30 protein-coding genes are annotated in these 25,286 nt (G+C 61.7%); 18 read left to right on the plus strand and 12 right to left on the minus strand.

Annotation, left to right across the window (positions count from 1 at the left end):
- The 4 genes from ACIPL0_RS21750 to pilG form a co-directional block, all read right to left on the minus strand.
- Positions 1-2,043, minus strand: coding sequence for a methyl-accepting chemotaxis protein (locus tag ACIPL0_RS21750; RefSeq protein ID WP_400599403.1), 2,043 nt, complete (start codon positions 2,041-2,043; stop codon positions 1-3).
- 177 nt (positions 2,044-2,220) lie between these two features.
- Complete coding sequence (locus ACIPL0_RS21755) at positions 2,221-2,760, minus strand: chemotaxis protein CheW (protein ID WP_400599402.1); 540 nt, start codon at positions 2,758-2,760, stop codon at positions 2,221-2,223.
- A 15-nt stretch (positions 2,761-2,775) separates the two neighbouring features.
- Positions 2,776-3,141, minus strand: coding sequence for a twitching motility response regulator PilH (gene pilH / locus ACIPL0_RS21760; protein WP_093468272.1), 366 nt, complete (start codon positions 3,139-3,141; stop codon positions 2,776-2,778).
- A gap of 46 nt (positions 3,142-3,187) precedes the next feature.
- Positions 3,188-3,598, minus strand: a complete 411-nt coding sequence (gene pilG / locus ACIPL0_RS21765) for a twitching motility response regulator PilG (RefSeq protein ID WP_400599401.1) — start codon at positions 3,596-3,598, stop codon at positions 3,188-3,190.
- 263 nt (positions 3,599-3,861) lie between these two features.
- Between pilG and gshB the strand changes: the two genes are divergently transcribed.
- The 7 genes from gshB (at position 3,862) to ACIPL0_RS21800 (ending at position 10,122) form a co-directional block, all read left to right on the plus strand.
- Complete coding sequence (gene gshB, locus ACIPL0_RS21770) at positions 3,862-4,818, plus strand: glutathione synthase (protein WP_400599400.1); 957 nt, start codon at positions 3,862-3,864, stop codon at positions 4,816-4,818.
- 280 nt (positions 4,819-5,098) lie between these two features.
- On the plus strand, positions 5,099-6,001 hold the full coding sequence (locus tag ACIPL0_RS21775) for a TonB family protein (RefSeq protein ID WP_400599399.1): 903 nt from the start codon (positions 5,099-5,101) through the stop codon (positions 5,999-6,001).
- 228 nt (positions 6,002-6,229) lie between these two features.
- Positions 6,230-6,799, plus strand: coding sequence for a YqgE/AlgH family protein (locus tag ACIPL0_RS21780; RefSeq protein ID WP_400599398.1), 570 nt, complete (start codon positions 6,230-6,232; stop codon positions 6,797-6,799).
- Complete coding sequence (gene ruvX / locus ACIPL0_RS21785; protein ID WP_400599397.1) at positions 6,799-7,239, plus strand: Holliday junction resolvase RuvX; 441 nt, start codon at positions 6,799-6,801, stop codon at positions 7,237-7,239. Before ACIPL0_RS21780 ends, ruvX begins: the two co-directional genes overlap by 1 nt.
- A 76-nt stretch (positions 7,240-7,315) precedes the next feature.
- The gene (pyrR, locus tag ACIPL0_RS21790; RefSeq protein WP_400599396.1) at positions 7,316-7,837 is read left to right on the plus strand and encodes a bifunctional pyr operon transcriptional regulator/uracil phosphoribosyltransferase PyrR; all 522 of its coding nucleotides are present in this window, start codon (positions 7,316-7,318) and stop codon (positions 7,835-7,837) included.
- 12 nt (positions 7,838-7,849) lie between these two features.
- Entirely contained in the window at positions 7,850-8,854 is a 1,005-nt protein-coding gene (locus tag ACIPL0_RS21795; RefSeq protein WP_400599395.1) for an aspartate carbamoyltransferase catalytic subunit, read from the plus strand.
- Positions 8,851-10,122 (plus strand): dihydroorotase, encoded by a 1,272-nt coding sequence (locus ACIPL0_RS21800; RefSeq protein ID WP_400599394.1) that lies wholly within the window; start codon positions 8,851-8,853, stop codon positions 10,120-10,122. Before ACIPL0_RS21795 ends, ACIPL0_RS21800 begins: the two co-directional genes overlap by 4 nt.
- Positions 10,123-10,311: 189 nt before the next feature.
- On the opposite strand, the gene ACIPL0_RS21805 is transcribed toward ACIPL0_RS21800, so the two are convergent.
- Positions 10,312-10,731 (minus strand): NINE protein, encoded by a 420-nt coding sequence (locus tag ACIPL0_RS21805; protein ID WP_400599393.1) that lies wholly within the window; start codon positions 10,729-10,731, stop codon positions 10,312-10,314.
- 250 nt (positions 10,732-10,981) lie between these two features.
- Between ACIPL0_RS21805 and ACIPL0_RS21810 the strand changes: the two genes are divergently transcribed.
- Complete coding sequence (locus tag ACIPL0_RS21810) at positions 10,982-11,710, plus strand: C40 family peptidase (RefSeq protein ID WP_400599392.1); 729 nt, start codon at positions 10,982-10,984, stop codon at positions 11,708-11,710.
- Between the two features lie 133 nt (positions 11,711-11,843).
- Here the strand turns inward: ACIPL0_RS21810 and ACIPL0_RS21815 are convergent, their stop codons facing one another.
- Positions 11,844-12,878 (minus strand): type IV pilus twitching motility protein PilT, encoded by a 1,035-nt coding sequence (locus ACIPL0_RS21815; protein ID WP_400599391.1) that lies wholly within the window; start codon positions 12,876-12,878, stop codon positions 11,844-11,846.
- 53 nt (positions 12,879-12,931) lie between these two features.
- On the opposite strand from ACIPL0_RS21815, the gene ACIPL0_RS21820 reads away from it, so the two are divergent.
- The 9 genes from ACIPL0_RS21820 (at position 12,932) to ACIPL0_RS21860 (ending at position 19,736) form a co-directional block, all read left to right on the plus strand.
- Positions 12,932-13,618: a YggS family pyridoxal phosphate-dependent enzyme gene (locus ACIPL0_RS21820; RefSeq protein ID WP_400599390.1), complete on the plus strand. Its 687-nt coding sequence runs from the start codon at positions 12,932-12,934 to the stop codon at positions 13,616-13,618.
- A gap of 23 nt (positions 13,619-13,641) precedes the next feature.
- The gene (gene proC, locus ACIPL0_RS21825) at positions 13,642-14,460 is read left to right on the plus strand and encodes a pyrroline-5-carboxylate reductase (RefSeq protein WP_400599389.1); all 819 of its coding nucleotides are present in this window, start codon (positions 13,642-13,644) and stop codon (positions 14,458-14,460) included.
- Between the two features lie 10 nt (positions 14,461-14,470).
- Complete coding sequence (locus ACIPL0_RS21830) at positions 14,471-15,061, plus strand: YggT family protein (protein ID WP_400599387.1); 591 nt, start codon at positions 14,471-14,473, stop codon at positions 15,059-15,061.
- Positions 15,062-15,342: 281 nt separating this feature from the next.
- On the plus strand, positions 15,343-16,482 hold the full coding sequence (locus ACIPL0_RS21835; protein WP_400599386.1) for a homoserine O-acetyltransferase: 1,140 nt from the start codon (positions 15,343-15,345) through the stop codon (positions 16,480-16,482).
- 7 nt (positions 16,483-16,489) lie between these two features.
- Positions 16,490-17,110: a methionine biosynthesis protein MetW gene (metW, locus tag ACIPL0_RS21840; protein ID WP_400599385.1), complete on the plus strand. Its 621-nt coding sequence runs from the start codon at positions 16,490-16,492 to the stop codon at positions 17,108-17,110.
- A 23-nt stretch (positions 17,111-17,133) separates the two neighbouring features.
- A complete protein-coding gene (locus tag ACIPL0_RS21845; RefSeq protein ID WP_400599384.1) occupies positions 17,134-17,586 on the plus strand; it encodes a DUF4426 domain-containing protein in 453 nt (150 codons plus the stop codon).
- Positions 17,583-18,179, plus strand: a complete 597-nt coding sequence (gene rdgB, locus ACIPL0_RS21850) for an RdgB/HAM1 family non-canonical purine NTP pyrophosphatase (RefSeq protein WP_400599383.1) — start codon at positions 17,583-17,585, stop codon at positions 18,177-18,179. The genes ACIPL0_RS21845 and rdgB overlap by 4 nt, the downstream gene beginning before the upstream one ends.
- A complete protein-coding gene (gene hemW, locus ACIPL0_RS21855) occupies positions 18,176-19,390 on the plus strand; it encodes a radical SAM family heme chaperone HemW (protein ID WP_400599382.1) in 1,215 nt (404 codons plus the stop codon). The genes rdgB and hemW overlap by 4 nt, the downstream gene beginning before the upstream one ends.
- 22 nt (positions 19,391-19,412) lie before the next feature.
- A complete protein-coding gene (locus ACIPL0_RS21860; protein ID WP_400599381.1) occupies positions 19,413-19,736 on the plus strand; it encodes a DUF3392 domain-containing protein in 324 nt (107 codons plus the stop codon).
- Between the two features lie 506 nt (positions 19,737-20,242).
- On the opposite strand, the gene ACIPL0_RS21865 is transcribed toward ACIPL0_RS21860, so the two are convergent.
- The 5 genes from ACIPL0_RS21865 to ACIPL0_RS21885 form a co-directional block, all read right to left on the minus strand.
- A complete protein-coding gene (locus ACIPL0_RS21865; RefSeq protein ID WP_400599380.1) occupies positions 20,243-20,680 on the minus strand; it encodes a hypothetical protein in 438 nt (145 codons plus the stop codon).
- A 271-nt stretch (positions 20,681-20,951) separates the two neighbouring features.
- Positions 20,952-21,665, minus strand: coding sequence for a tRNA (guanosine(46)-N7)-methyltransferase TrmB (gene trmB / locus ACIPL0_RS21870; RefSeq protein ID WP_400599425.1), 714 nt, complete (start codon positions 21,663-21,665; stop codon positions 20,952-20,954).
- A 55-nt stretch (positions 21,666-21,720) separates the two neighbouring features.
- The gene (locus ACIPL0_RS21875; RefSeq protein WP_110949439.1) at positions 21,721-22,515 is read right to left on the minus strand and encodes a thiazole synthase; all 795 of its coding nucleotides are present in this window, start codon (positions 22,513-22,515) and stop codon (positions 21,721-21,723) included.
- 70 nt (positions 22,516-22,585) lie between these two features.
- Entirely contained in the window at positions 22,586-22,786 is a 201-nt protein-coding gene (gene thiS, locus ACIPL0_RS21880) for a sulfur carrier protein ThiS (RefSeq protein ID WP_400599379.1), read from the minus strand.
- A 241-nt stretch (positions 22,787-23,027) separates the two neighbouring features.
- On the minus strand, positions 23,028-23,411 hold the full coding sequence (locus ACIPL0_RS21885) for a DUF423 domain-containing protein (RefSeq protein ID WP_400599378.1): 384 nt from the start codon (positions 23,409-23,411) through the stop codon (positions 23,028-23,030).
- Positions 23,412-23,482: 71 nt separating this feature from the next.
- Here ACIPL0_RS21885 and mtgA point away from each other — a divergent pair, with 71 nt between their 5' ends.
- Positions 23,483-24,193: a monofunctional biosynthetic peptidoglycan transglycosylase gene (gene mtgA, locus ACIPL0_RS21890; RefSeq protein WP_400599377.1), complete on the plus strand. Its 711-nt coding sequence runs from the start codon at positions 23,483-23,485 to the stop codon at positions 24,191-24,193.
- Positions 24,194-24,374: 181 nt separating this feature from the next.
- On the opposite strand, the gene rpoH is transcribed toward mtgA, so the two are convergent.
- A complete protein-coding gene (gene rpoH, locus ACIPL0_RS21895) occupies positions 24,375-25,229 on the minus strand; it encodes an RNA polymerase sigma factor RpoH (RefSeq protein WP_400599376.1) in 855 nt (284 codons plus the stop codon).
- Positions 25,230-25,286 lie beyond the last annotated feature (57 nt).

Genomic DNA, 25,286 nt, shown 5'->3' on the forward strand with positions numbered 1-25,286 from the left:
TCAATGCTGTTCCCGCGAGTCCGGCAATTTGAAACCGGACACCGAGCGGCGCATCTCGCTGGCCATCTTGGCCAGGTTGCCCATGCTCTGTGCCGTTGCCGCCGTGCCGGAAGTGGTCTGCGTGGTGGTCTGCTGTATCACCGTCATGGTCGCGGAGATCTGCTGCCCCAACGCCGCCTGCTGCTGCGCCGCCCCGGTAATGCTTTCGATCAGCCCGGCGAGGGTGCGCGAAACACCTTCAATTTCTTCTAGGGCCACCCCGGCATCCTGCGCCAATCGGGCGCCACGCACCACCTCGGCGGTAGTCTGCTCCATGGAGATGACGGCTTCGTTGGTGTCGTTCTGAATCGCCCGCACCAGCGTCTCGATCTGTTTGGTCGCCGACGACGAACGCTCGGCCAGCCGCTGCACTTCATCGGCCACCACGGCAAAGCCGCGCCCGGCATCACCGGCCATGGACGCCTGAATCGCCGCGTTCAGGGCCAGAATATTGGTCTGATCGGCAATGTCGTCGATCAAGCTGACAATGTCGCCAATTTCCTGGGATGACTCGCCCAGGCGCTTGATCCGCTTGGACGTGTCCTGAATCTGCTCACGAATGTTGTCCATGCCGTTGATGGTGTTGTGCACCACTTCGTTGCCCTTGTTGGCGATGGCCACGGAACGCCCGGCCACGGCCACCGATTCCGAGGCATTGGCCGACACTTGCCTGACCGATTTCGACATATCGTTCACCGCATTGGACGCGGCGGCGATCTGCAGGGCCTGGTGCTCGGAGGCCGCGGCCAGTTGGGTCGCGGTGGTCTGGGTGTCCTTCACCGCACCGAACACCTGCTCGGCAGTCAGGTTGATGGTTGCCACCAGCTCGCGCAACTGGTCGATCGAGTAGTTGATCGAGTCGGCAATTGCCCCGGTGAAGTCTTCGGTCACCGAGGCGGCCACGGTCAGGTCGCCGTCGGCCAGGTCTTCGATCTCATCGAGCAGGCGCATGATCGCAGTCTGGTTGCGTTCGTTCTTCTCGGCGGTCTCGCGCAGCTGGCGGTTGGTTTCACGCACCATCACCAGGCCGATCAGGATGATCGACGCCAGCGCCAGCAGGCCGAGGATGTAGCCGCCATAGCTATTGGTGGCGCGGCCACCGGCCATGTGCTCAAAGCTGTTGGCCAGCACCGACGCTTCATCGAGCAGGGTCTGCGAGAGGTTGAAGATATTCCCGGCCGCCTCGCGTACTTCCAGCAATTCCGGCGACGTTTCCAGAATTTCGTCTACCGATCCCGACACGAACTGGAACAGCTCGGCAATCTCGCTGAGACGGGCGCGGGCATCACGGTCGTCGACCTGGGTGATTTTCAGCGTGGCGTTGCCTTCCAGCATGCCGTTGAGCACCCGACCGAACTGGGTGGCATCGCGGCCAAAGGCGTCGGCGGCCTGCACGGCGGTTTCATCGCCGGACAGCACGGTATTGACCGCGCCAAGAATCCGCTCCGCCAGCAACGACTGACGCTGGGCGAGCGCGACCTGACTGGCCGGCGCGTGGTTCTGCAAGAGGATGTCGACGACTTTTTCCGACTCGATCTGCAATTGCGGGATGGTTTCGGCCAGGGTCGCCGCCACCTGGTGCAGCGAGAGCACGGTTTGCTCGCGAGCGAGGATGACATCGGTGCTTTTTCGCAGATTTTCCCAGTCGTTCTGCACCGCTTTCAGTTCGTCGTTGACCGCGTCGGGCGCGGCGGGCAGGCCGGTGTTCTTGTCGCCCTTCTTCAGGTACTGCCAGCGGGTGTCGAAATCGTTGCGCGCATCGGCGAGCAACTTGAAGGCCGCCGCCTTGCCCGCCGCCGCTTCGGTGGCGTTCTTGGCGATACGCTGGGACAGCACGCGCAGCTCGCCGGCGTGACCGATGTATTGCTTGTCGTAGTTGGACTGCGTACTCAGGTACGCGAAGTTGACGAACAGCAGCATGATCAGAACGATCAGGCCGACGAACAGCGAAATGATCTGCGAACGGCTGCGCAGGCCTTCCTGGGACTTGCCGGTATTACTCATTTCTCAGGGCTCCGCCTGAAGATCGGGTTGCGCTGGACAGCCGAATATCCGGGATTCTGAACTGTGGGAGCGAATTCATTCGCGAATCGGTAGTCCGGGCGATACATTTTTGTCGGCTGTACGGACGATTCGCGAATGAATTCGCTCCCACAGGACGGTGCATCACAGAATGGTGAATCACAGCGCCACATCCATGAAACCCGGCGACTGCACCAGCGCCCGCGGGCTGAACACCCGCCAGACCTGCTCGCGCACGAACCGGCCCTGCACGTAGGGCGCGATGTTGGTTTCGCTGTCACCGGACGGCTCGGCCATCAGGCTGCGCTCGCTGAAATGCTGCATGCCGGACACTTCATCGACCAGCAGGCCGACGAACACCTCCTGATCATCGACCACCAGCACCCGACGCTGTTTGCGCAAGGGCGACAGCTCATGGCCGAAGAACGCATACAGATCCATGATCGGCAGCAAGCGACCGCGCAGGTTGGCGATACCCTTGACCCAGGGTTTCACCCCTGGCAGCGGCGTGTAGCGCGGTTCGTGGAGAATTTCGTCGACCTCGCCCATCGGCGCCACGTAAAAGCGCTCGCCCATGCGAAAGCCGATGCCGCTCCAGCCCTGCTGCCGGGTTTCCTGCAGGGGCAGGCCGGCAGCCAGCGAGCGGCAACGCTGGTCGATGTCGAGCAGCAGCTGGAAGGCGGTCTGCGACTGAGCCATGAACGCTGGCGGCCGTCAGCCCGCCAGAACCGCGTTCAGGGTTTTCATGAGGGTTTCTTCATCCACCGGCTTGGTCAGGTAATCCCGCGCGCCCTGGCGTTTGCCCCAGACCTTGTCGGTTTCCTGATCCTTGGTGGTGATCATGATCACCGGGATCATGTTGGTGTCGGCATCCTTGGTCAGCTGGCGGGTCGCCTGAAAGCCGTTGAGGCCCGGCATGACGATGTCCATCAGCACGGCGTCGGGCTTTTCCTGGCGGGCCAGAGCCACGCCGTCCGCACCGTTTTCCGCCTTGAGCACCTGATGGCCGTGTTTTTCCAGCATCCCGGTCAGTTTGTACATTTCGGTCGGCGAATCATCGACGATCAGAATTCGAGCCATGGTGCTTCCCCATACAAACAGCCGCGCCCCGCAGAGGGCGTCGGCATCACGATAGTTGTTGTTCTACTGCAACGAACCCCGGCACATGCGCCTTGATCGCACTGAGCAGTTCTTCCTTGCTGAACGGCTTGGTCAAAAACTGATCGGAACCGACGATACGCCCCTTGGCCTTGTCGAACAGTCCGTCCCGCGAGGACAGCATGATCACCGGGGTGGCCTTGAATGCCCGATTGTTCTTGATCAACGCACAGGTCTGATACCCGTCCAGCCTGGGCATCATGATGTCGACAAAGATGATTCTCGGATGATTGTCGGCAATCTTGGCCAGTGCGTCGAAGCCGTCGATCGCGGTGATCACTTCACAGCCGACGTTTTTCAGCAACGTCTCGGCGGTGCGACGAATCGTGCGGGAATCGTCGATGACCATCACTTTCAATGGGGCTGAATGCTGTTCCATATCGGCTCTACCATCGCCCTGGCGATTCAGACGGGTTTCTTCGCCTGGCGCTGTTGAGACTGCTGACCCTGCATCTGGAGGGGTGTATGACAACTGGCATGTCGCCAGATGCCGAGCCTTTTTAGCACACTCTCCAGACGCAATCCATAAACCAAAAAAGGCAGCGGGCAGCCACCTCTGCCCCTTGACCCGGAGCAAGCGCGGCGCCACCCTGACGCCTATTTCAGGCCGCGAGCGGCCATTACCGACAGAGGATACTGCCCATGAGCGTTCGCCTGGGAATTGTCATGGACCCCATTGAGCGCATCTCCTATAAAAAGGACAGCTCACTGGCCATGCTCCTTGCCGCACAGAAACGCGGATGGTCGCTGTTCTATATGGAACAGCAGGATCTGTACCAGGCCAAGGGTCAGGCCCGCGCCCGCATGAAACCGCTGAAAGTGTTCGCCGACCCGGCGCACTGGTTCGAGTTCCAAGACGAAATCGACAGCGGTCTGGACGACCTCGACGTGATCCTGATGCGCAAGGATCCGCCGTTCGACATGGATTTCATCTACACCACTTATCTGTTGGAGCAGGCCGAACGCGCCGGCACGCTGATCGTCAACAAGCCGCAGAGCCTGCGCGATTGCAACGAGAAGCTGTTCGCCACCCTGTTCCCGCACTGCACCCCGCCGACCCTGGTCAGCCGTCGCTCGGACATTCTGCGCGCTTTCGCCGCCGAACATGGCGATGTGATCTACAAGCCGCTGGACGGCATGGGTGGCACTTCGATCTTCCGTCATCGCGCCGAAGACCCGAACCTGTCGGTGATTCTGGAAACCCTGACCGTCAACGGCGCGCACCAGATCATGGCGCAGGCTTATTTGCCGGCGATCAAGGACGGCGACAAGCGCATCCTGATGATCGATGGCGAACCGGTGCCGTACTGCCTGGCGCGCATCCCTGCTGCCGGTGAAACCCGTGGCAACCTGGCGGCCGGTGGCCGAGGCGAAGCCCGCCCGCTGACCGACCGCGACCGCTGGATCGCCGCCGAAATCGGCCCGACCCTGCGGGAGAAAGGCCTGCTGTTCGTCGGCCTCGACGTGATCGGCGAGCACCTGACCGAAATCAACGTCACCAGCCCGACCTGCATCCGCGAAATCGACAATGCCTTCGGCACCGATATCGGCGGCATGCTGATGGATGCGATCGAGCAGAAGCTGGCTCTGCGCGATTAACAGCTGTAGGAGCTGGCTTGTCCTGCGACCGGCGGGGAACCCGTCGTAAAACCTGACGACGATGCATGTCTGACACATCGCGTCGGCTGATTTTACGACGACTCCGTCGCCGGTCGCAGGACAAGCCAGCTCCTACAGAGACCGCGTGCTGTTTTGCGCCCACTAATCGGCCCATGCACATCAAAGCCCAAGAACCTGCCGACATTGCGTTATCATGCGCGGCCTGAAATTCCCCTGAGGTGGGTTGCGTAATGCTGGCACTTGTTGCGGCGCGGCGTCGATGAACGCTGCGGTCGACCGAGATCTTCCCATGGCCCTGACTCGCACCGTCGTGCGCCCGGCCGATCGCCTGGGTTTTACCCTGCTGATCGCAGCCCTGGTGCACCTGGCGTTGATTCTGGGTGTCGGCTTCACCTACGTGAAACCGGAAAAGATCAGCCAGACGCTGGAAATCACCCTCGCCCCGTTCAAGAGCGACACCCGGCCCAAGGACGCTGACTTCCTCGCCCAGGAAAACCAGCAAGGCAGCGGCACCCTGGACAAGAAGGCCGTGCCGAAGACCACGGAAATCGCGCCCTACCAGGACACCCAGATCAACAAGGTGACGCCACCGCCTGCCGCCAAACCGGTGGTCAAGCAGGAGGCACCGAAGACCGCCGTTGCCACCAAGGCGCCAGCCAAGGAAAAGACCGTCGCCAAACGCGACGAAGTCAAGACCGAAGAGCCGAAGAAAGCCGCGCCGACCTTCGACAGCACCCAGCTCAACAGTGAAATCGCCAGCCTCGAAGCCGAACTTGCCGACGAGCAGCAGGCCTATGCCAAGCGGCCGAAGATCCATCGCCTGAGCGCGGCCTCGACCATGCGCGACAAGGGCGCCTGGTATAAAGAAGACTGGCGCAAGAAGATCGAGCGCATCGGCAACCTCAATTACCCCGAAGAAGCCCGCCGCCAGCAGATTTACGGCAGCCTGCGGATGATGGTGTCGATCAACCGCGACGGCTCTTTATATGAAGTGCTGATTCTGGAGTCGTCCGGCCAGCCGTTGCTGGATCAGGCCGCGCAGAAGATCGTCCGGCTGGCGGCACCGTTCGCGCCGTTCACCGGCGACCTGTCGGACATCGACCGCCTGGAAATCATCCGCACCTGGAAATTCGCCAAGGGCGACAAGCTGTCCAGTAACTGATCGGTACGCCCTCTTGTAGGAGCTGGCTTGTCCTGCGAGCGGCGACGCAGTCGTCGTAAAACCAGCGAGTGCGGTGTGTCAGGAGTACACGGTCGTCAGGTTTTACGACGGGTTCCCCGCCGCTCGCAGGACAAGCCAGCTCCTACAGGACGCGCAGCCCTACGGAATTTGCGTTGAGAGCAAATCCTGCTGTTGTCACAACAGCCCTGCGGCGCCACACTAGGGCTCATGAAAAACGTCACCCCGTCGTACCTCACGAATCAATTTCTGATCGCCATGCCACACATGCATGATCAGAACTTCGCCCAGACCTTGACCTACATCGTCGAGCACAACGCCAATGGTGCGATGGGTCTGGTGATCAACCGCCCCCAAAGCCTGTCGCTGGCCGACATCCTTGAGCAGTTGCGACCGGAAATGGAACCGCCGGCACGCTGCCAGCACATTCCTATCCATGTCGGCGGGCCGGTACAGACCGATCGCGGTTTCGTCCTGCACCCGAGCGGTCCGGTGTTCCAGGCCACGGTCAATCTGGGCGGCATTTCTCTGTCGACGTCCCAGGACGTGCTGTTTTCTATCGCCGACGGCTATGGCCCTGATCAAAATCTGATCACCCTCGGCTATGCCGGTTGGGATGCCGGCCAGTTGGAAGACGAGTTAGCCAACAACGCCTGGCTGACCTGCGCATTCGATCCGGCCATTCTGTTCGAGATCGACAGCGAACTGCGCCTCGACGCCGCCGCCGCCAAGCTCGGCATCAATCTGAATCTGCTGACCAGCCAGGCGGGCCACGCCTGATGGCCGCATTGCGTCTGCTGCTGGGTTTCGATTACGGCACCAAACAGATCGGCGTGGCCGTGGGTCAGGTCATTACCGGCCAGGCCCGCGAGCTGTGTACCTTGAAAGCGCAGAACGGCGTGCCGGACTGGGACAAGGTCCAGGCCCTGATCAACGAGTGGAAGCCCGACGCCATTGTCGTTGGCCTGCCGCTGAACATGGACGGCACTCCCAGCGAAATGAGCGCCCGCGCCGAGAAGTTCTCGCGCAAGCTCAATGGCCGCTTCAACCTGCCGGTCTACACCCATGACGAACGCCTGACCACCTTTGAAGCCAAGGGCGAGCGCCAGTCCCGTGGCGGTCAGCGCGGCAGCTTCCGCGACAACCCGGTGGACGCCATCGCCGCAGCCCTGTTGCTGCAAGGCTGGCTGGAAGCCAACAGCGCACTGTTTGACACCTGAGCGTTTTACACTGCATCGAATCTGAGTTTGGGTCCCGTCGCCGCAGTCAGCACGACGGGGCCTCCAAGGAGCGACCATGAGCCTGCCCAACCCCGCCGAACTGATCAGCCAGATGGCGATCGATCTGCAAGCGCACCTGAATAAACGCGGTATCAGCGAACCCCGCTTCATCGGCATTCGTACCGGCGGCGTGTGGGTGGCCCAGGCGCTGCTCGACGCACTGGGCAGCCAGTCGCCGCTAGGCACCCTGGACGTGTCCTTCTACCGCGACGACTTCAGCCAGAACGGCCTGCACCCGCAAGTGCGCCCGTCCGAGCTGCCGTTCGAAATCGAAGGCCAGCACCTGGTGCTGATCGACGACGTGCTGATGAGCGGCCGGACCATCCGCGCCGCCCTCAACGAACTGTTCGACTACGGCCGTCCGGCCAGCGTGACCCTGGTCTCGCTGCTTGACCTGGACGCCGCCGAACTGCCGATCCGCCCGAACGTGACCGGTGCCACTCTGGCCCTGGCGCCGAACGAACGGGTCAAGCTGTCCGGCCCGACGCCGCTGACGCTTGAACTGCAAGACCTCTCCACCGATTCCGCCGCCCTCTAAGAGTCCTTTGCGATGACGCCTCTCGACGCCAAGCGCCCGCTGCAGCTGAACCATCAGGGTCAGCTGCAACATTTCCTTTCGCTCGACGGTTTGCCCCGCGAACTGCTCACCGAAATCCTCGACACCGCCGACTCCTTCCTTGAAGTCGGCGCCCGGGCGGTGAAGAAAGTCCCGCTGCTGCGCGGCAAGACCGTGTGCAACGTGTTCTTCGAAAACTCGACGCGGACCCGCACCACCTTTGAACTGGCGGCACAACGACTGTCGGCGGACGTGATCACCCTGAACGTGTCGACCTCCTCGACCAGCAAGGGCGAAACCCTGTTCGACACCCTGCGCAACCTGGAAGCCATGGCCGCCGACATGTTCGTCGTGCGCCACGCCGACTCCGGCGCCGCGCATTTCATCGCCGAACATGTCAGCCCGCAGGTGGCGATCATCAACGGCGGCGACGGCCGTCATGCCCACCCGACCCAGGGCATGCTCGACATGCTGACCATCCGCCGCCACAAGGGCAATTTCGAGAACCTCTCGGTGGCCATCGTCGGCGACATCCTGCATTCGCGGGTGGCACGCTCGAACATGATCGCGCTCAAGGCGCTGGGCTGCCCGGACATCCGCGTGGTCGCCCCGAAAACCCTGCTGCCGATTGGCGTCGAGCAGTACGGCGTGAAGGTGTACACCGATCTGGCCGAGGGCCTGAAGGATGTCGACGTAGTGATCATGCTGCGCCTGCAGCGCGAGCGCATGTCCGGCGGCCTGCTGCCGAGCGAGGGCGAGTTCTACCGCCTGTTCGGCCTGACCACCGCGCGCCTGGCCGGCGCCAAGCCTGACGCCATCGTCATGCACCCCGGCCCGATCAACCGGGGCGTGGAAATCGAATCGGCGGTGGCCGACGGCGCCCATTCGGTGATCCTCAATCAAGTGACCTACGGCATCGCCGTGCGCATGGCCGTGCTGTCCATGGCCATGAGTGGCCAGACCGCCCAACGCCAGTTCGAACAGGAGAACGCGCAGTGAAGTTCAGCATCATCGGCGCTCGCGTCATCGACCCGGTCAGCGGCCTGGATCAAGTCATCGACGTACACCTGGAAGCCGGCAAGATTCTCGCCCTGGGCGCCGCCCCGGCCGATTTCAGCCCGTCGCAGACCATCGACGGCAAAGGCCTGGTAGCCGCGCCGGGTCTGGTCGATCTCAATGTGTCCCTGCGCGAGCCGGGTTACAGCCGCAAAGGCAGCATCGCCAGCGAAACCCGCGCGGCGGCGTCCGGCGGCGTCACCAGCCTGTGCTGCCCGCCACGGACCAAGCCGGTGCTGGACACCTCGGCAGTCGCCGAGCTGATCCTCGACCGCGCCCGTGAAGCCGGCCACAGCAAGGTGTTTCCGATCGGCGCACTGAGCAAAGGCCTGGAAGGTGAACAACTGGCCGAACTGATCGCCCTGCGCGATGCCGGTTGCGTGGCGTTCACCAACGGCCTGACCAATTTCGGCAGTAACCGCACCCTGGCGCGGGCGCTGGAATACGCGGCGACCTTCGACCTGACGGTGATCTTCAACTCGCAGGATGCCGATCTGGCGCAAGGCGGCCTGGCCCACGACGGTGCAACTGCAGCATTCCTCGGCCTGCCGGGCATTCCGGAGTCTGCCGAAACCGTGGCCCTGGCCCGCGACCTGCTGCTGGTTGAACAAAGCGGCGTGCGCGCGCACTTCACCCAGCTGACCAGCGCCCGTGGCGTGGCGCTGATCGCCGAGGCACAAGCTCGCGGCCTGCCGGTCACCGCCGACGTGGCGCTGTATCAGTTGATCCTCACCGACGAGGCGCTGGTCGACTTCTCCAGCCTTTATCACGTGCAGCCACCGCTGCGCACCCGCGCCGACCGCGATGCCCTGCGCGAAGCGGTGAAGTCCGGCGTGGTGCAGGCGATCTCCAGCCACCACCAGCCCCACGAACGCGACGCCAAGCTGGCGCCGTTCGGTGCCACCGAGCCCGGTATCAGCAGCGTCGAACTGCTGCTGCCACTGGCGATGACCCTGGTTGAAGACGGCCTGCTGGACCTGCCGACTCTGCTCGCCCGCCTGAGCTCGGGCCCTGCATCGGCCCTGCGCCTGCCGGTCGGCGAACTGGCAGCTGGTGCGGCGGCAGATCTGGTGCTGTTCGACCCGGCCGCCTCGACCGTGGCCGGCGAGCAGTGGCTGTCCAAGGGTGACAACTGCCCGTTCCTCGGCCATTGCCTGCCGGGCGCGGTGAAGTACACCTTCGTGGATGGGCGGATCAGCTATATAAGCTGACCTTTCGGTAATCACTCACAACTCTGTAGCGGCCGGCCGGACTGCTACAGATCAACCATCACTGCCCCTGTAGGAGCCGGCTTGCTGGCGAAAGCGTCAAGTCAGGTACGTCAGCGCTGACTGGCAAATCCCGTTCGCCAGCAAGCCGACTCCTACGAAAAATGCGCGGTCCCTTCCAAAGCGGTATTTCTAACGCCGCTGGGCGTTCTTCACCGAAATCTGGTCGTTAAGCGTCCAGAAGTCATACAGCACACCGATGAACGCCAGGCCGCCGGTCAGCAGATAAAGAATGCCGGTGATCCATTTGCCCTGGTACATCCGGTGCACGCCAAACACCCCCAGAAACGTCAGCAGAATCCACGCCACGCTGTAATCGGTGGAGCCGGCGTTGAACCGAAGGTCGGCCTCGCGGTCCATGGACGGGATCAGAAACAGGTCGATCAGCCAGCCGATACCCAAAAGGCCCAGGGTGAAAAACCAGATCGTGCCGGTCACCGGCTTGCCGTAATAGAAGCGGTGAGAACCGGTAAAACCGACAATCCACAGCAGGTACCCCATGATCTTGCTGTGGGTGTCCGGGCGTCGATCGTCAGGGTAATAGGTGTTCATTGCTTACCTCTTTTGCACCAATAGAAAAAAATATGCGTAACTTTTGTGACTTTCGTGTCTTTGTCCGACGTATGGTTTGAACCTCGAAGCGCTCTCGTAACCCATTGTTCTACAAGGAACCGCCCGCAGCCTGATGACAATATGCGCATCGGAACTGACCTGCGGGGCAGTAAATTGTTCGACAAGTGGCCTCGGAAATCTGGAAAAAGCTGTTATAAAGTTGCGCGCTGACCTACATGAGCCCTGCCTAATGCGTCCATTTTTCAAGACATGGCTGACTATTTGTCTCTTTATGCCACTGGCCGCCCACGCCACCAATCGTGAGCAACACCTACCCGCCAGCTTCACCGGTTTTACTGCGAAAAGTCATTCTTCGACGACCGCTGAAGCAACGGTAGCCAGCAACAACGTCACTCAAGAGGCCATCGACGAAACGGCAACGCCGCTCGCGACCTCGAACAGAAAGACCCGCGCCACCAAGGGCAAGGCCCATGGCTCGCGCAAGATTTCGCAAAACACCGTGGCTCTGGCCGCGCCTGCACAAATGGGCGCCAAGCAGAGCAGCAACGTGGTGAACCGTGCGGTGAAAGTCATCGGTACGCCCTATCGCTGGGGCGGCACCAGCCCGACCAAGGGCTTCGACTGCAGCGGACTGGTCAAGTACGCCTTCAACGACGTAAGCGAAGTCGATCTGCCGCGCACCTCCAATGCCATGTCCGAAGGCCATGGGCAGAAGGTCGACCGCAAGGATCTGAAACCGGGTGATCTGCTGTTCTTCAACATCAAGAGCCGCAAGGTCAACCACGTCGCCATTTACCTGGGCGACGACCGCTTTGTCCACGCACCGCGTCGTGGCAAGTCGGTGACCATCGACACCCTGAAAAAGCCGTACTGGGACAGCCACTACGTGGTCGCCAAGCGCGTCCTGCCGAAGCAGGCGCCTAACCAGAAAGGCAGCGTGCGTATCGCGCAACGTTGATCGGGCGGTTTGCCTCGGAAACGAAAACCCTGTGGGAGCGAATTCATTCGCGATACGGCGGTATGGTCGATAGAGATTTATCGACCATACCGGCCAATCGCGAATGAATTCGCTCCCACAAGGGTAAAGCCCATCAGAAATTATCCGGCGTCTTCGCCTTCTCTCTCGCACTTTCCCGGCTGATCAGCCCCTTGCTGATCAAGTCCTTCAGACACATATCCAGTGTCTGCATCCCCAACGCGCCACCGGTCTGAATCGCCGAATACATCTGCGCCACCTTGTCCTCGCGGATCAGGTTACGGATCGCCGACGTGCCGATCATGATTTCGTGGGCCGCAACCCGGCCACCGCCGATCTTCTTCAACAGCGCCTGGGACACGATCGCGTGCAGCGATTCGGACAGCATCGAACGGATCATCGACTTTTCCTGAGCCGGGAACACGTCAACGATACGGTCGATACTTTTCGCCGCCGAGGTAGTGTGCAAGGTGCCGAACACCAGGTGACCAGTTTCCGCGGCAGTCAGCGCCAGGCGGATGGTTTCCAGGTCACGCAGCTCACCCACCAGAATCACGTCCGGGTCTTCCCGCAGGGCCGAACGCAGCGCTTCGGCGAAGCCGTGGGTGTCGCGGTGGACTTCACGCTGGTTGATCAGGCTCTTCTTCGATTCGTGAACGAATTCGATCGGGTCTTCAATGGTAAGAATGTGGTGGTGCTTGTTGGCGTTCAGGTAATCGACCATCGCCGCCAGCGTTGTCGACTTGCCGGAACCGGTCGGTCCGGTGACCAGCACCAGGCCGCGGGGGACGTCGGTAATTTTCCGAAACACTTCCCCCATGCCGAGCTCTTCCATGCTCAGGACCTTCGACGGAATGGTCCGGAACACGGCGCCCGCGCCACGGTTCTGGTTGAACGCGTTGACCCGGAAACGTGCAACACCCGGCACTTCGAAGGAGAAGTCGGTTTCCAGATCTTCTTCGAAGTCCTTGCGCTGGCGGTCGTTCATGATGTCGTAGATCAGCGCCTGGACTTCTTTCTGATCCAGCGCCGGCAGATTGATCCGTCGCACGTCACCGTCGACGCGAATCATCGGCGGCAGGCCGGCAGAGAGGTGTAAGTCCGACGCGCCTTGCTTGGCACTGAAGGCAAGCAGCTCGGTAATATCCATACAGCTCCTCATCACATAGAATGCCGCAGACTTCAGCCTGCTGGCGCAACCCAATGTCCACGATAGCAGAGAACATTTCAACGCTTGCCGAGCGAATTCGCAGCGCGGCAAACGCAGCAGGACGCGATCCTGCATCCGTCGGCCTGCTGGCCGTGAGCAAGACCAAACCCGCAAGCGACCTGCGAGAAGCGTATGCCGCCGGTCTGCGTGATTTCGGCGAAAACTATCTGCAGGAGGCCCTCGGCAAGCAGACCGAGCTGAGCGACCTGCCCTTGATCTGGCACTTCATCGGCCCCATCCAGTCGAACAAGACTCGCGCCATCGCCGAGCATTTCGACTGGGTACATTCCGTGGACCGCCTGAAAATCGCCCAACGCCTGTCAGAGCAACGCCCCGCCGACCTGCCGCCGCTGAACATCTGCCTGCAGGTCAACGTCAGCGGCGAAGACAGTAAATCCGGCTGCACACCGGAGGAGCTGCCGGCCCTGGCCCAGGCTGTCGCGGCACTGCCCAACCTGAAACTGCGCGGCCTGATGGCGATTCCCGAACCCACCGACGACAGCGCCGAACAGAACGCTGCGTTCGCCACCGTGCGCACCCTGCAAGACCAATTGAACCTGCCGCTGGATACGCTTTCCATGGGCATGAGCCACGACCTGGAGGCCGCCATCGCACAAGGCGCCACCTGGGTGCGGATCGGCACTGCCCTCTTCGGCGCCCGCAATTACGGGCAGCCCTAACCCTTGCTTACAGGAACTCGTTCATGAGCAACACTCGTATCGCGTTTATCGGTGCCGGCAACATGGCGGCCAGTCTGATTGGCGGCCTGCGCGCCCAGGGCGTCGACGCCAGCCTGATCCGCGCCAGCGATCCAGGCGCGGAAACCCGCGAACGCGTCGCCAGAGAGCACGGCATCACCGTCGTCGCCGATAACGCCGACGCCATCGACGGTGCCGACGTGGTGCTGCTGGCGGTCAAGCCACAGATGATGAAAGCCGTCTGCGAAGCGCTCAAGCCAAGCCTCAAGCCGAATCAGCTGGTGGTGTCCATCGCTGCCGGCATTACCTGCGCCAGCATGCAGAACTGGCTGGGCGAGCAGCCGATCGTGCGCTGCATGCCCAACACTCCGGCGCTGCTGCGTCAGGGCGTCAGTGGCCTGTACGCCACCGCCGATGTCAGCCAGACCCAACGCCAGCAGGCCGAAACCCTGCTGTCGGCCGTGGGCATCGCCCTGTGGCTGGACACAGAAGCCCAACTGGACGCCGTCACCGCCGTCTCGGGCAGCGGCCCGGCGTATTTCTTCCTGCTGATCGAAGCCATGACCGCCGCCGGCGTGAAGCTTGGCCTGCCGGCGGACGTCGCCAGCAAGCTGACCCTGCAGACCGCGCTGGGCGCCGCGCAAATGGTGACCACCAGCGATGTCGACGCTGCCGAGCTGCGTCGCCGCGTGACCTCGCCTGCGGGCACCACGGAAGCGGCGATCAAGTCGTTCCAGGCCGACGGTTTCGAAGCCATCGTCGAAAAGGCGCTGGGCGCCGCCGCACACCGCTCGGCAGAACTTGCCGAACTGCTGGGCAAATAAGGAGCACTACATGAATGCACTCACCGGCGCGACGATCTTTGTCATCCAGACGCTGATCAGCCTGTACCTGACCATCGTCCTGCTGCGCTTCGTGCTGCAACTGGTCAAAGCCAACTTCTACAACCCGCTCAGCCAGTTCACCGTGAAGGCCACGCAGCCACTGCTCAAGCCGATCCGCCGGATCATTCCGAGCATCCTCGGGCTGGACACCTCGTCGCTGCTGCTGGCCATCGTCATTCAGGCGCTGCTGATGGGCTTCGTGATGATCATGACCTACGGCACCCTCTTCGATATTCCGCACATTCTGGTGTGGTCGCTGCTGGGCATCCTGTCGCTGCTGCTGAAGATTTTCTGGGTGGCAATGATCGTCATGGTGATCGTCTCCTGGATCGCGCCGGGCACGCACAACCCTGCCGCCGAACTGGCCTGGCAGATCAGCGAGCCGGTGCTGGCGCCGTTCCGTCGCATCATCCCCAACCTCGGCGGCCTGGATATTTCGCCGATCTTCGCCTTCCTGCTGATTCAGGTGCTGCAGTCTTACCTGATGCCGGAACTGGCCAATGCGGTGGGCATGCCTCAGGTGTTGTGGCGGTTGATCTGATCAATCGGACCACTCTGGGACGCACACTTCTGTAGGAGCGTGGCTTGTCCCGCGACCGGCGGGGAACCCGTCGTAAAACCATACGCATTGGTAGTGTCGGGCATACCGCGTGCACAGGGTTTACGACGACTTCGTCGCCGGTCGCAGGACAAGCCAGCTCCTACAGGGGCCGCGAATGAATTCGCCATCGAGCACCCCGCTTTCCCTCCCGCCATTTCCTGTGTTGCCGCTACCCCGCGCGATCTTTAGACTTACGCCTCATTTCAGCGAGGGCAGGGTCGATGTCCACGGTTTTTCCCGCAGATTCTGTCGGTCTGGTCACGCCACAAACGGCACATTTCAGCGAGCCTCTGGCTCTGGCCTGCGGTCGTTCGCTGGCCGCGTATGACCTCGTTTACGAAACCTACGGTCAGCTCAACGCCGCGAAAAGCAACGCGGTGCTGATCTGCCATGCGCTGTCGGGGCACCACCATGCCGCCGGTTATCACAGCAATGAAGATCGCAAGCCGGGCTGGTGGGACAGCTGCATCGGCCCCGGCAAGCCGATCGACACCAACCGGTTCTTCGTCGTCAGCCTCAACAACCTCGGCGGTTGCAACGGTTCCACGGGCCCCAGCAGCATCAACCCGGAAACCGGCAAGCCGTTCGGCGCCGACTTCCCGGTATTGACGGTCGAGGACTGGGTCCACAGCCAGGCGCGTCTGGCCGACAGCCTGGGCATCATGCAGTGGGCCGCCGTGGTCGGTGGCAGCCTGGGCGGCATGCAGGCCCAGCAATGGACCATCACCTACCCGGACCGCGTGCGCCATTGTCTGGCGATTGCTTCGGCGCCCAAATTGTCGGCGCAGAACATCGCCTTCAACGAAGTGGCCCGTCAGGCGATCCTCACCGACCCGGAATTTCATGGCGGTTCGTTCCAGGAGCTGGGCGTGATCCCCAAACGCGGCCTGATGCTGGCGCGCATGGTCGGCCACATCACCTACCTGTCCGATGACTCGATGGGCGAGAAATTCGGCCGTGGCCTGAAAAGCGAGAAGCTCAATTACGACTTCCACAGCGTGGAATTCCAGGTTGAAAGCTACCTGCGCTATCAGGGCGAAGAGTTCTCCGGACGCTTCGACGCCAACACCTATCTGCTGATGACCAAGGCACTGGACTACTTCGACCCGGCCGCTGCGTTCAACGACGATCTGGCGGCAACCTTCGCCAACGCCACCGCGAAATTCTGCGTGATGTCCTTCACCACCGACTGGCGTTTCTCGCCGGCCCGCTCGCGGGAGCTGGTGGACGCCCTGATGGCGGCGAAAAAGGACGTCTGCTACCTGGAGATCGACGCTCCGCAAGGCCACGACGCCTTCCTGATGCCGATCCCGCGCTACCTGCAGGCGTTCTCCAGCTACATGAACCGAATTGCACTCTGAGGACACCATGAGAGCCGACCTGGAAATCATCCAAGACTGGATACCGGCAGGCAGCCGCGTGCTCGACCTCGGTTGCGGCGACGGCGAACTGCTGGCCTGGCTGCAGGAAAACAAGCAAGTCACCGGCTACGGCCTGGAAAACGACGCCGACAACATCGCCCGCTGCGTGGCCCGTGGCGTCAACGTCATCGAGCAGGACCTGGACAAGGGCCTGGGCAACTTCGCCAGCAACAGTTTCGACATCGTGGTCATGACCCAGGCCCTGCAGGCGGTGCATTACCCCGACAAGATCCTCGACGAAATGCTGCGGGTCGGGCGTCAGTGCATCATCACCTTCCCCAACTTCGGCCACTGGCGCTGCCGCTGGTACCTGGCGAGCAAAGGTCGCATGCCGGTTTCCGAGTTCCTGCCGTACACCTGGTACAACACGCCGAACATCCACTTCTGCACCTTCACCGATTTCGAGGAGCTGTGCCGCGAGCGTTCGGCCAAGGTCATTGATCGGCTGGCGGTCGATCACGAACATCGGCATGGCTGGGCCAGCAAGCTTTGGCCTAATCTGTTGGGTGAGATCGGCATCTATCGGGTCAGCAGCCCGGGTCTTTCGGACCATCAGATCGCCGTGTGACCACTATCACCGGGAGAAGGATCATGGCGCGTCTGACGGCAGTGTTTGCGGTACTGCTGGTTCTGGCTCTGGGCAACGCGGCGCAGGCCGCCGACAGCGCCAGTCTCAACCGGCAGCAACAGTTCGGCGACCTGACCATCCACTACAACGCTTTCGCCTCGGGCCTGCTGCAACCGGCCATCGCACAACAGAACGGCCTGACCCGCAGCAAGGGCCAGGCGGTGATCAACATCACCGCGATCAAGGACGGCAAGACCGTCACCGCCAGCGTCGATGGCTCGGTGGCCGACCTGACCGGGCGCAAGAAACCGCTGACCTTCAGACCCGTCAGCGAAAACAGCGCGGTCAATTACATCGCCCAGTTCGCCGTCGAGCCCGACACCTCGGCCACGTACGTCTTCACGGTCAACGTCAAGGCGGCTGACAGCGAAACCCATACGCTCAGCTTCAACCAACAGATTTTTTCGGACGAATGATGAATTTCACCCAGCTCGTACTGGCCAGCCACAACGCCGGCAAACTCAAGGAACTTCAGGCCATGCTCGGCGGCAGCGTACAACTGCGCTCCATCGGCGAGTTCAGCCAGGTGGAGCCTGAAGAAACCGGCCTGTCGTTCGTCGAGAACGCCATCCTCAAGGCACGCAACGCCTCGCGCATTTCCGGCCTGCCGGCATTGGCCGACGATTCGGGTCTGGCCGTGGACTTTCTCGGTGGCGCGCCGGGCATCTATTCCGCCCGCTACGCCGACGGCCAGGGCGATGCCGCCAACAACGCCAAGCTGCTCGACGCCCTGAAAGACGTACCCGAAGCGCAACGCGGCGCCCAGTTCGTCTGCGTGCTGGCCTTGGTGCGTCACGCCGACGATCCGCTGCCGATCCTCTGTGAAGGCCTGTGGCACGGGCGCATGCTCACCGCCGCTCGTGGCGAACACGGCTTTGGCTACGATCCGCTGTTCTGGGTGCCGGAACGCGACTGCTCCAGCGCCGAACTGAGCCCGGCCGACAAGAACCAGATCAGCCATCGCGCCCGCGCCATGGCCATTCTGCGTCAGCGTCTGGGTCTGCAATGACCAACGATACCCAGACCCGGCCGCTGATTCTCGGTGCGGCCGGTTTTTCTTCGGAGCAGCCACGCGCTGCTCTGCCCGAGTTGCCGCCGCTGTCGCTGTACATTCATATCCCGTGGTGCGTGCGCAAATGTCCGTACTGCGATTTCAACTCCCACACCGCAAGCCCGGTGCTGCCGGAGCAGGAATACGTCGACGCGCTGCTGGCCGACCTTGATCAGGACCTGCCCCACGTCTATGGCCGTGAGTTGAGCACGATCTTTTTCGGTGGCGGCACGCCGAGCCTGTTCAGCGCCGATGCGCTGGGCCGGCTGCTCAAGGGTGTCGAACAGCGCATCCGTTTTGCCTCAGACATCGAGATCACCCTGGAAGCCAACCCTGGCACGTTCGAGCAGGCCAAATTCAGCGCCTATCGCGGGCTGGGCATCAATCGCCTGTCCATCGGCATCCAGAGCTTTCAGGAAGCCAAGCTCAAGGCTCTCGGCCGCATCCACAACGGCGATGAAGCCGTGCGCGCAGCCGACATGGCGCGGCAGGCCGGCTTCGACAACTTCAACCTCGACCTGATGCACGGCCTGCCGGATCAGTCCGAGGACGATGCTTTGGGCGATCTCCGTCAGGCCATCGCGCTGGCGCCGACGCACCTGTCCTGGTATCAGCTGACGCTGGAGCCGAACACGGTGTTCTGGAACCAGCCGCCGACGCTGCCCGAAGACGACATCCTCTGGGACATCCAGGAAGCCGGTCAGGCGCTGATGCGCGACAACGGCTACGCGCAGTACGAAGTCTCGGCCTACGCCCAACCCGGACGCGCGGCCCGGCACAACCTCAATTACTGGAGCTTCGGTGACTTCATCGGCATCGGTGCTGGCGCCCACGGCAAGCTCAGCCACCCGGACGGGCGCATCGTGCGCACCTGGAAGACCCGCCTGCCGAAGGACTATCTGAACCCGGCCAAGTCGTTTCAAGCCGGTGAGAAGCTGCTGGCGCTGGACGAAATGCCGTTCGAATTCCTGATGAACGCCCTGCGCCTGACAAAAGGCGTGGACGCTGCATTATTTCAGCAACGCACGGGTCTAAGCCTCGATTCGCTGGCCAGTGCGCGCAGACAGGCCGAAGAACGCGGCCTGCTGGAGGCCGATCCGGCGCGCCTGGTGGCCACTGCCCGCGGTCAATTGTTCCTAAATGACCTGCTGCAGTACTTTCTTCTTTAAGGCTTAACGCTAAGGACACTGAATGGATCTCGTACTTGACCTGCTGGCCACCGTTTCGCGCTGGAGTCGCAGCAATCTGTCTGAAATCGCTCTGGCGCTGGTGGGTTGCCTGCTGATCCTGTTCGGCGCGGACATCAAGGGCTGGATCGAAGGCCGTCTGGGCAGCGTGGCCGGCGCCTTGCGTGTACCGGTCATGGCGCTGTTCTGCACCATCGGCAGCGGCGCCGCGCTGATCTACGCCACCCCGTGGGTGGTGCGCGGGCTCAGCCAGTTCAACAACTACAGCCTGGCGCCGGTATTGTTGGTGGTACTGGTGCTGATCGGCGTGGTTGCGGACCGCAAGTAAGGCAGGCTGCGGGATTTGTGCCTGTAACAGGTCTTATGAACGACATCAGGCCCGTGGGAGGGAGCCCTGCTCGCGAAAGCGTCAATCCAGCCAGCGCTGTATTGGCTGACCTACCGCCATCGCGGGCAAGCGCGCTCCTACGGTTACAGCGGCGAATATTCTGTAGCAGTCCGGCTTGCCGGCGGTGGCTTCTTGAGAGCGCTGCCGCCGGCAAGCCGGACTGCTACGGGGTCGGTGTCAGCCGAGACAGCCGGGACACCTCAGAACCTGTGGGAGGGCGCTCTGCTCGCGATGGCTTCTTGGCTGTCGATGCTGCACTGATCAGACCCACCGCTATCGCGAGCAGAGCTCACTCCTACAGGTTTTGCATGACCCGGCACCGTTAACACCACGCAAAACGGCCCGCCTGCGCTGGCGAATGCTGAGGGCGCCAACGCAAGCAGACCGAATTTTTGGTACAGGCTTTTTGAATCACACCTGCGGGTTGCGCAGGGGTGATTGATCCATCAGCGGATGCTGGAGATGGTGCCTTTGTTGCCGATGACCTTGACGTGCACTTGCTTGAAGATGAAGTAGTCGTTGACGGTCACTTCGTAGCGCGGTGCGACGATCAGTTCGGCACCCGAAGCCTTCACCGCCTTGTAGGCCGCAGCAGCCTTGGCCTTGGAGACTGGATCCGGCAGTGGCAGGGCCAGACCGCCTTCAGCACCACCGTAGGTCACGCCGTCGGCGAACTGGGTATCGCCACCGATGGCCAGCCAGCCGAACAGGACGTTGGTCGACGATTCGCCGGTGATTTTGTCGCCGACTTTCACATCAGCTTTCAGCTCGCTCTTGACTGCACTCGACAATGCCGCAGTCGGCTGGCTCATGTTGTAGCTGACACAGCCGCTGGTGGTTGCGATCAGGGTGGCCATAGCCGCCAATTGCCAGAACTTCTTCATGTAGTAATCCCCGTTAACAGATTCAGATATATGTAGCGGGCGGGACTATAACGAGAGGTTTTAATGGCGGATGTCAGACGTTTCCGAAGGGTGTGTGGTCCTACTCAGCCACTCACCGGAATGTGACCTGTGCGGCATTGGCGAACCGTTTGTAGGCTCTGAAAACGGGATTTCGTAGGAGTCGTAGGCTGCGACAGACCGGAATCGGTCATGGAGGTGTGAGGGTCTGTAACCCTGTCGCAGCCTGCGGAGTTGCCGGGGAAAAGCCGACTTACGCCAGCTTCTCGAATTTCAGATCCCAGACACCATGGCCGAGGCGTTCGCCGCGACGCTCGAACTTGGTGATCGGACGCTCTTCCGGACGCGGGACGTACTTGCCGTCCTCAGCCAGGTTGCGATAGCCCGGCGCCACGTTCATCACTTCAAGCATGTATTCGGCATAGGGCTCCCAGTCGGTGGCCATGTGCAGAATGCCCCCGGGCTTTAGCTTGCTGCGCACCAGCGCGGCGAACTCGGCCTGGACGATACGGCGCTTGTGGTGACGCGACTTGTGCCACGGGTCCGGGAAGAACAGCATCAGGCGGTCGAGGCTGTTGTCAGCCACGCAGCGGTTGAGCACTTCGATCGCATCGCAATCATAGACCCGCACGTTGCTCAGACCCTGAGTCAGCACGCCATTGAGCAGCGCACCCACACCGGGACGGTGGACTTCAACGCCGATGAAATCCTGCTCCGGTGCCGCCGCCGCCATTTCCAGCAGCGAATGACCCATGCCGAAGCCGATTTCCAGAGTGCGCGGCGCAGAACGGCCGAACACCTGGTCGTAGTCCACCGGCGCATCGGCCAGCGACAACACGAACAGCGGACGACCCTGATCGAGGCCGCGCTGCTGGCCTTCGGTCATGCGACCGGCGCGCATCACGAAGCTCTTGATGCGCCGGTGCTGGCGTTCGCCGCCCTGCTCGTTACCGTCTTCGTCGTTCATCACTTCGTCGTCCGGAAGTGGGTCGGGCGTTTGCGAATCAATCATCAACAGGCTCTTACTTGATCAGACCATCCAGCGGCGAGGACGCGCTGGCATAGAGTTTTTTCTGCATACGGCCAGCCAGGTAGGCCATGCGGCCCGCGAGGATGGCGTGTTTCATGGCTTCGGCCATCAGCACCGGCTGTTGCGCGTGGGCAATGGCCGAGTTCATCAGCACGGCTTCACAGCCCAGCTCCATGGCGATGGTGGCGTCGGAAGCGGTGCCGACACCGGCGTCGACCAGAACCGGGACTTTCGATTCTTCGAGGATGATCTGCAGGTTGTACGGGTTGCAGATGCCCAGACCGGTACCGATCAGGCCCGCCAGGGGCATCACCGCACAGCAGCCGATTTCCGCCAGTTGACGGGCGATGATCGGGTCATCGCTGGTGTACACCATCACGTCGAAGCCGTCCTTGACCAGCGTTTCGGCGGCCTTGAGGGTTTCGATGACGTTAGGGAACAGGGTCTTCTGGTCAGCCAGCACTTCCAGCTTGACCAGGTTGTGACCGTCGAGCAGCTCGCGGGCCAGACGGCAGGTGCGCACCGCCTCGATGGCGTCATAGCAACCGGCGGTGTTCGGCAGAATGGTGTAGCGATCCGGCGGCAGCACGTCGAGCAGGTTCGGCTCGCCCGGGTTCTGGCCCAGGTTGGTCCGACGCACCGCCACGGTGACGATCTCGGCGCCCGAAGCCTCGATGGCCAGACGGGTTTCTTCCATGTCCTTGTACTTGCCGGTACCGACCAACAGACGCGACTGGAAAGTACGACCGGCCACGGTGAACGGCTTGTCGCTACGAACATTGCTCATCGAAAATCCTCTTTACGGTTGAGGTTCTTGCAGTTCTTCTGGATCGGGCTGCAGCGCAGGACGTGAAGGCCTAGCCGCCACCGATGGCATGCACCACTTCGACCTGATCGCCTTCGTTCAGCGTCGTGGACACATGCTGGCTGCGCGGGACGATATCCAGATTGAGTTCGACCGCGATTCGACGCCCGGCCAGTTCCAGGCGGTTCAGCAACGCCGCAACGGTTTCACCGTCGGGCAGTTCATAGGATTCACCGTTCAACTGAATGCGCATGCGAAAGGCAGCCATCATTTTAGGGGGCGAGCATTCTAGCCCGATCAGCCCACGGGACCAAGGCAAAGGCATGCCATTCGTCTCAGTTGGCCGGTTGATATCAATCTTCTGTGGGAGGGAGCCCTGCTCGCGAAAACGTCAGCTCAGACGCAACAACATTGACTGACATGACGCCTTCGCGAGCAGGGCTCCCTCCCACGGCCTTCGGCCAGAAGCAAAAGCATGCGTCACATACGCGGCATCAAAGCGTATCCAGCCCCAGTCGCCATGCGGTCCAGCCGAGGATGAACCAGCCGATCAGGAAGCACAGCCCACCAATCGGAGTGATGATCCCCAGCTTGCTGAAGCCGGTCAGCGTCAGCACATACAAGCTGCCGGAAAACAGAATGATGCCCAGAGTGAACGCGATGCCGGCATAGGTCACCAGCCGTCCTTGAATCTGCGTGGCGAGGACGGCGACGCCAAAGATCGCCAGCGCATGAATCAGCTGATACAGCACTCCGGTGTGGAAAATCGCCAGGTATTCCGGGCTCAGCCGGTTTTTCAGGCCGTGGGCGGCAAAGGCGCCGAGCCCGACGCCGGTGAATCCGAAAAAAGCGGCCAACATCAGAAAAGTGCGAAGCATGTGCGACTCCAGGTTCAATGGCGCGTGATCTGTATAATGGCCCGCTCAACCGGTTCGGCCAAGCCATCTCTATGCTGCAATTCCTCCTCCGTCGTGTCGCCAAAGGTGTGCTCTGGTTCGCAGTGGCCAGCGTCGTGCTGGTTCTGGTTTTCCGCTTCGTGCCGCCACCATTCACCGCGTTGATGGTCGAGCGCAAGATCGAATCCTGGTTCGACGGCGAACCCATCGACCTGCAGCGCGACTGGGAGCCATGGGACAAGATCTCCGACGACCTGAAGGTCGCGGTGATCGCTGGCGAAGACCAGAAATTCGCCGAGCACTGGGGCTTCGACCTCGACGCCATTCAAGCGGCCTTCGCCCACAACGAACGCGGCGGCTCGATTCGCGGCGCCAGTACCTTGAGCCAGCAAGTCTCGAAGAATCTGTTCTTGTGGTCCGGCCGCAGCTACCTGCGCAAGGGCCTGGAAGCCTGGTTCACGGCGCTGATCGAGATCTTCTGGTCCAAGGAGCGGATTCTGGAGGTCTACGTCAACAGCGTGGAGTGGGACGAAGGTGTGTTCGGCGCCCAGGCCGCCGCGCAGCATCACTTCCATATCAACGCCAGCCAGCTGTCGATGCAACAGGCCAGCTACCTGGCCGCCGTACTGCCCAACCCGCGCGAATGGAGTGCCAGCCACCCGAGCGCCTACGTCTCGCGCCGTGCCGGCTGGATTCGTCAGCAGATGCGCCAGCTGGGTGGGGATGGGTATCTGGTCGGGATCAATAATCGACGTGAATGGTGATGCGAGGTTGCACTCATCTCCCACACTGTGGCCGGCTTGCTGGCGAAAGCGTCCGGCCAGGTACATCAATCCCGAATGACACACCCCGTTCGCCAGCAAGCCGGCTCCTACAAGATCCCGTCTACGGCACAAACAAAAACACCCCGATCATCTCGGGGCGTTTTGTTTTTACGCGATTCGCTTATGCGGCGATCGACAGCTTGAGCTTGTTCATCGCGCTCTTTTCCAGCTGACGAATCCGCTCGGCGGAAACGTTGTACTTCTCGGCCAGGTCATGCAGCGTGGCCTTCTCTTCTGCCAGCCAGCGCTGGTAGAGGATGTCGCGGCTACGCTCGTCCAGCACGCTCAGGGCTTCGTGCAGGTTGGCCGTGGAGTTGTCGGTCCAGTCGGAATCTTCCAGCTGGCGAGCCGGATCGTAACGATGGTCTTCCAGATAGTTGGCCGGCGACTGGAACGCGCTGTCGTCGTCGGCTTCGGCTGCCGGGTCGAACGCCATGTCCTGACCGGTCAGACGGCTTTCCATTTCACGCACTTCGCGCGGCTCGACGCCAAGGCTTTCCGCCACGCGATGCACTTCTTCGTTGTTCAGCCAGGCCAGACGTTTTTTCTGGCTGCGCAGGTTGAAGAACAGCTTGCGCTGCGCCTTGGTGGTCGCAACCTTGACGATGCGCCAGTTGCGCAGGATGAACTCGTGAATCTCGGCCTTGATCCAGTGCACAGCGAAGGACACCAGACGAACGCCCATTTCAGGGTTGAAGCGTTTCACGGCCTTCATCAGGCCGACGTTACCTTCCTGGATCAGGTCAGCCTGAGCCAGGCCATAGCCGGAGTAGCTACGTGCGATGTGTACGACAAAACGCAGGTGAGCAAGCACCATCTGCCGGGCAGACTCAAGATTTTGCTCATAGTAGAGACTCTCGGCCAGTTCACGCTCCTGCTCCGGCGTCAACAGCGGGATGCTGTTCACCGTGTGCACATAGGCTTCCAGGTTTGCACCCGGAACCAGAGCATAAGCAGGTTGCAAAGAATTGGTCATACGAAAAAACCTCCTACACGTACTCGTGCAGTTCAGCACTGCGAAATTGACCGGGAA

Origin of the sequence: Pseudomonas sp. NPDC090208, from assembly GCF_044746785.1 — a bacterium.
In the GTDB taxonomy this organism is placed as follows: Bacteria; Pseudomonadota; Gammaproteobacteria; order Pseudomonadales; family Pseudomonadaceae; genus Aquipseudomonas.

Bases quoted from the DNA above. Each gene is read 5' to 3' on its own strand.
- ACIPL0_RS21810 (WP_400599392.1), top strand. From the start codon at position 10,982: ATGCGTCCATTTTTCAAGACATGGCTGACTATTTGTCTCTTTATGCCA.
- ACIPL0_RS21875 (WP_110949439.1), bottom strand. From the start codon at position 22,515: ATGAGCAATGTTCGTAGCGACAAGCCGTTCACCGTGGCCGGTCGTACT.
- ACIPL0_RS21815 (WP_400599391.1), bottom strand. From the start codon at position 12,878: ATGGATATTACCGAGCTGCTTGCCTTCAGTGCCAAGCAAGGCGCGTCG.
- rpoH (WP_400599376.1), bottom strand. From the start codon at position 25,229: ATGACCAATTCTTTGCAACCTGCTTATGCTCTGGTTCCGGGTGCAAAC.
- ACIPL0_RS21780 (WP_400599398.1), top strand. From the start codon at position 6,230: ATGAAAAACGTCACCCCGTCGTACCTCACGAATCAATTTCTGATCGCC.
- ACIPL0_RS21755 (WP_400599402.1), bottom strand. From the start codon at position 2,760: ATGGCTCAGTCGCAGACCGCCTTCCAGCTGCTGCTCGACATCGACCAG.
- ACIPL0_RS21835 (WP_400599386.1), top strand. From the start codon at position 15,343: ATGTCCACGGTTTTTCCCGCAGATTCTGTCGGTCTGGTCACGCCACAA.
- ACIPL0_RS21830 (WP_400599387.1), top strand. From the start codon at position 14,471: ATGAATGCACTCACCGGCGCGACGATCTTTGTCATCCAGACGCTGATC.
- ACIPL0_RS21820 (WP_400599390.1), top strand. From the start codon at position 12,932: ATGTCCACGATAGCAGAGAACATTTCAACGCTTGCCGAGCGAATTCGC.
- thiS (WP_400599379.1), bottom strand. From the start codon at position 22,786: ATGCGCATTCAGTTGAACGGTGAATCCTATGAACTGCCCGACGGTGAA.
- ACIPL0_RS21865 (WP_400599380.1), bottom strand. From the start codon at position 20,680: ATGAAGAAGTTCTGGCAATTGGCGGCTATGGCCACCCTGATCGCAACC.
- metW (WP_400599385.1), top strand. From the start codon at position 16,490: ATGAGAGCCGACCTGGAAATCATCCAAGACTGGATACCGGCAGGCAGC.
- hemW (WP_400599382.1), top strand. From the start codon at position 18,176: ATGACCAACGATACCCAGACCCGGCCGCTGATTCTCGGTGCGGCCGGT.
- rdgB (WP_400599383.1), top strand. From the start codon at position 17,583: ATGATGAATTTCACCCAGCTCGTACTGGCCAGCCACAACGCCGGCAAA.
- proC (WP_400599389.1), top strand. From the start codon at position 13,642: ATGAGCAACACTCGTATCGCGTTTATCGGTGCCGGCAACATGGCGGCC.
- pyrR (WP_400599396.1), top strand. From the start codon at position 7,316: ATGAGCCTGCCCAACCCCGCCGAACTGATCAGCCAGATGGCGATCGAT.
- ruvX (WP_400599397.1), top strand. From the start codon at position 6,799: ATGGCCGCATTGCGTCTGCTGCTGGGTTTCGATTACGGCACCAAACAG.
- ACIPL0_RS21845 (WP_400599384.1), top strand. From the start codon at position 17,134: ATGGCGCGTCTGACGGCAGTGTTTGCGGTACTGCTGGTTCTGGCTCTG.
- ACIPL0_RS21885 (WP_400599378.1), bottom strand. From the start codon at position 23,411: ATGCTTCGCACTTTTCTGATGTTGGCCGCTTTTTTCGGATTCACCGGC.
- pilH (WP_093468272.1), bottom strand. From the start codon at position 3,141: ATGGCTCGAATTCTGATCGTCGATGATTCGCCGACCGAAATGTACAAA.
- ACIPL0_RS21775 (WP_400599399.1), top strand. From the start codon at position 5,099: ATGAACGCTGCGGTCGACCGAGATCTTCCCATGGCCCTGACTCGCACC.
- ACIPL0_RS21795 (WP_400599395.1), top strand. From the start codon at position 7,850: ATGACGCCTCTCGACGCCAAGCGCCCGCTGCAGCTGAACCATCAGGGT.
- ACIPL0_RS21750 (WP_400599403.1), bottom strand. From the start codon at position 2,043: ATGAGTAATACCGGCAAGTCCCAGGAAGGCCTGCGCAGCCGTTCGCAG.
- ACIPL0_RS21860 (WP_400599381.1), top strand. From the start codon at position 19,413: ATGGATCTCGTACTTGACCTGCTGGCCACCGTTTCGCGCTGGAGTCGC.
- mtgA (WP_400599377.1), top strand. From the start codon at position 23,483: ATGCTGCAATTCCTCCTCCGTCGTGTCGCCAAAGGTGTGCTCTGGTTC.
- gshB (WP_400599400.1), top strand. From the start codon at position 3,862: ATGAGCGTTCGCCTGGGAATTGTCATGGACCCCATTGAGCGCATCTCC.
- pilG (WP_400599401.1), bottom strand. From the start codon at position 3,598: ATGGAACAGCATTCAGCCCCATTGAAAGTGATGGTCATCGACGATTCC.
- ACIPL0_RS21805 (WP_400599393.1), bottom strand. From the start codon at position 10,731: ATGAACACCTATTACCCTGACGATCGACGCCCGGACACCCACAGCAAG.
- trmB (WP_400599425.1), bottom strand. From the start codon at position 21,665: ATGAACGACGAAGACGGTAACGAGCAGGGCGGCGAACGCCAGCACCGG.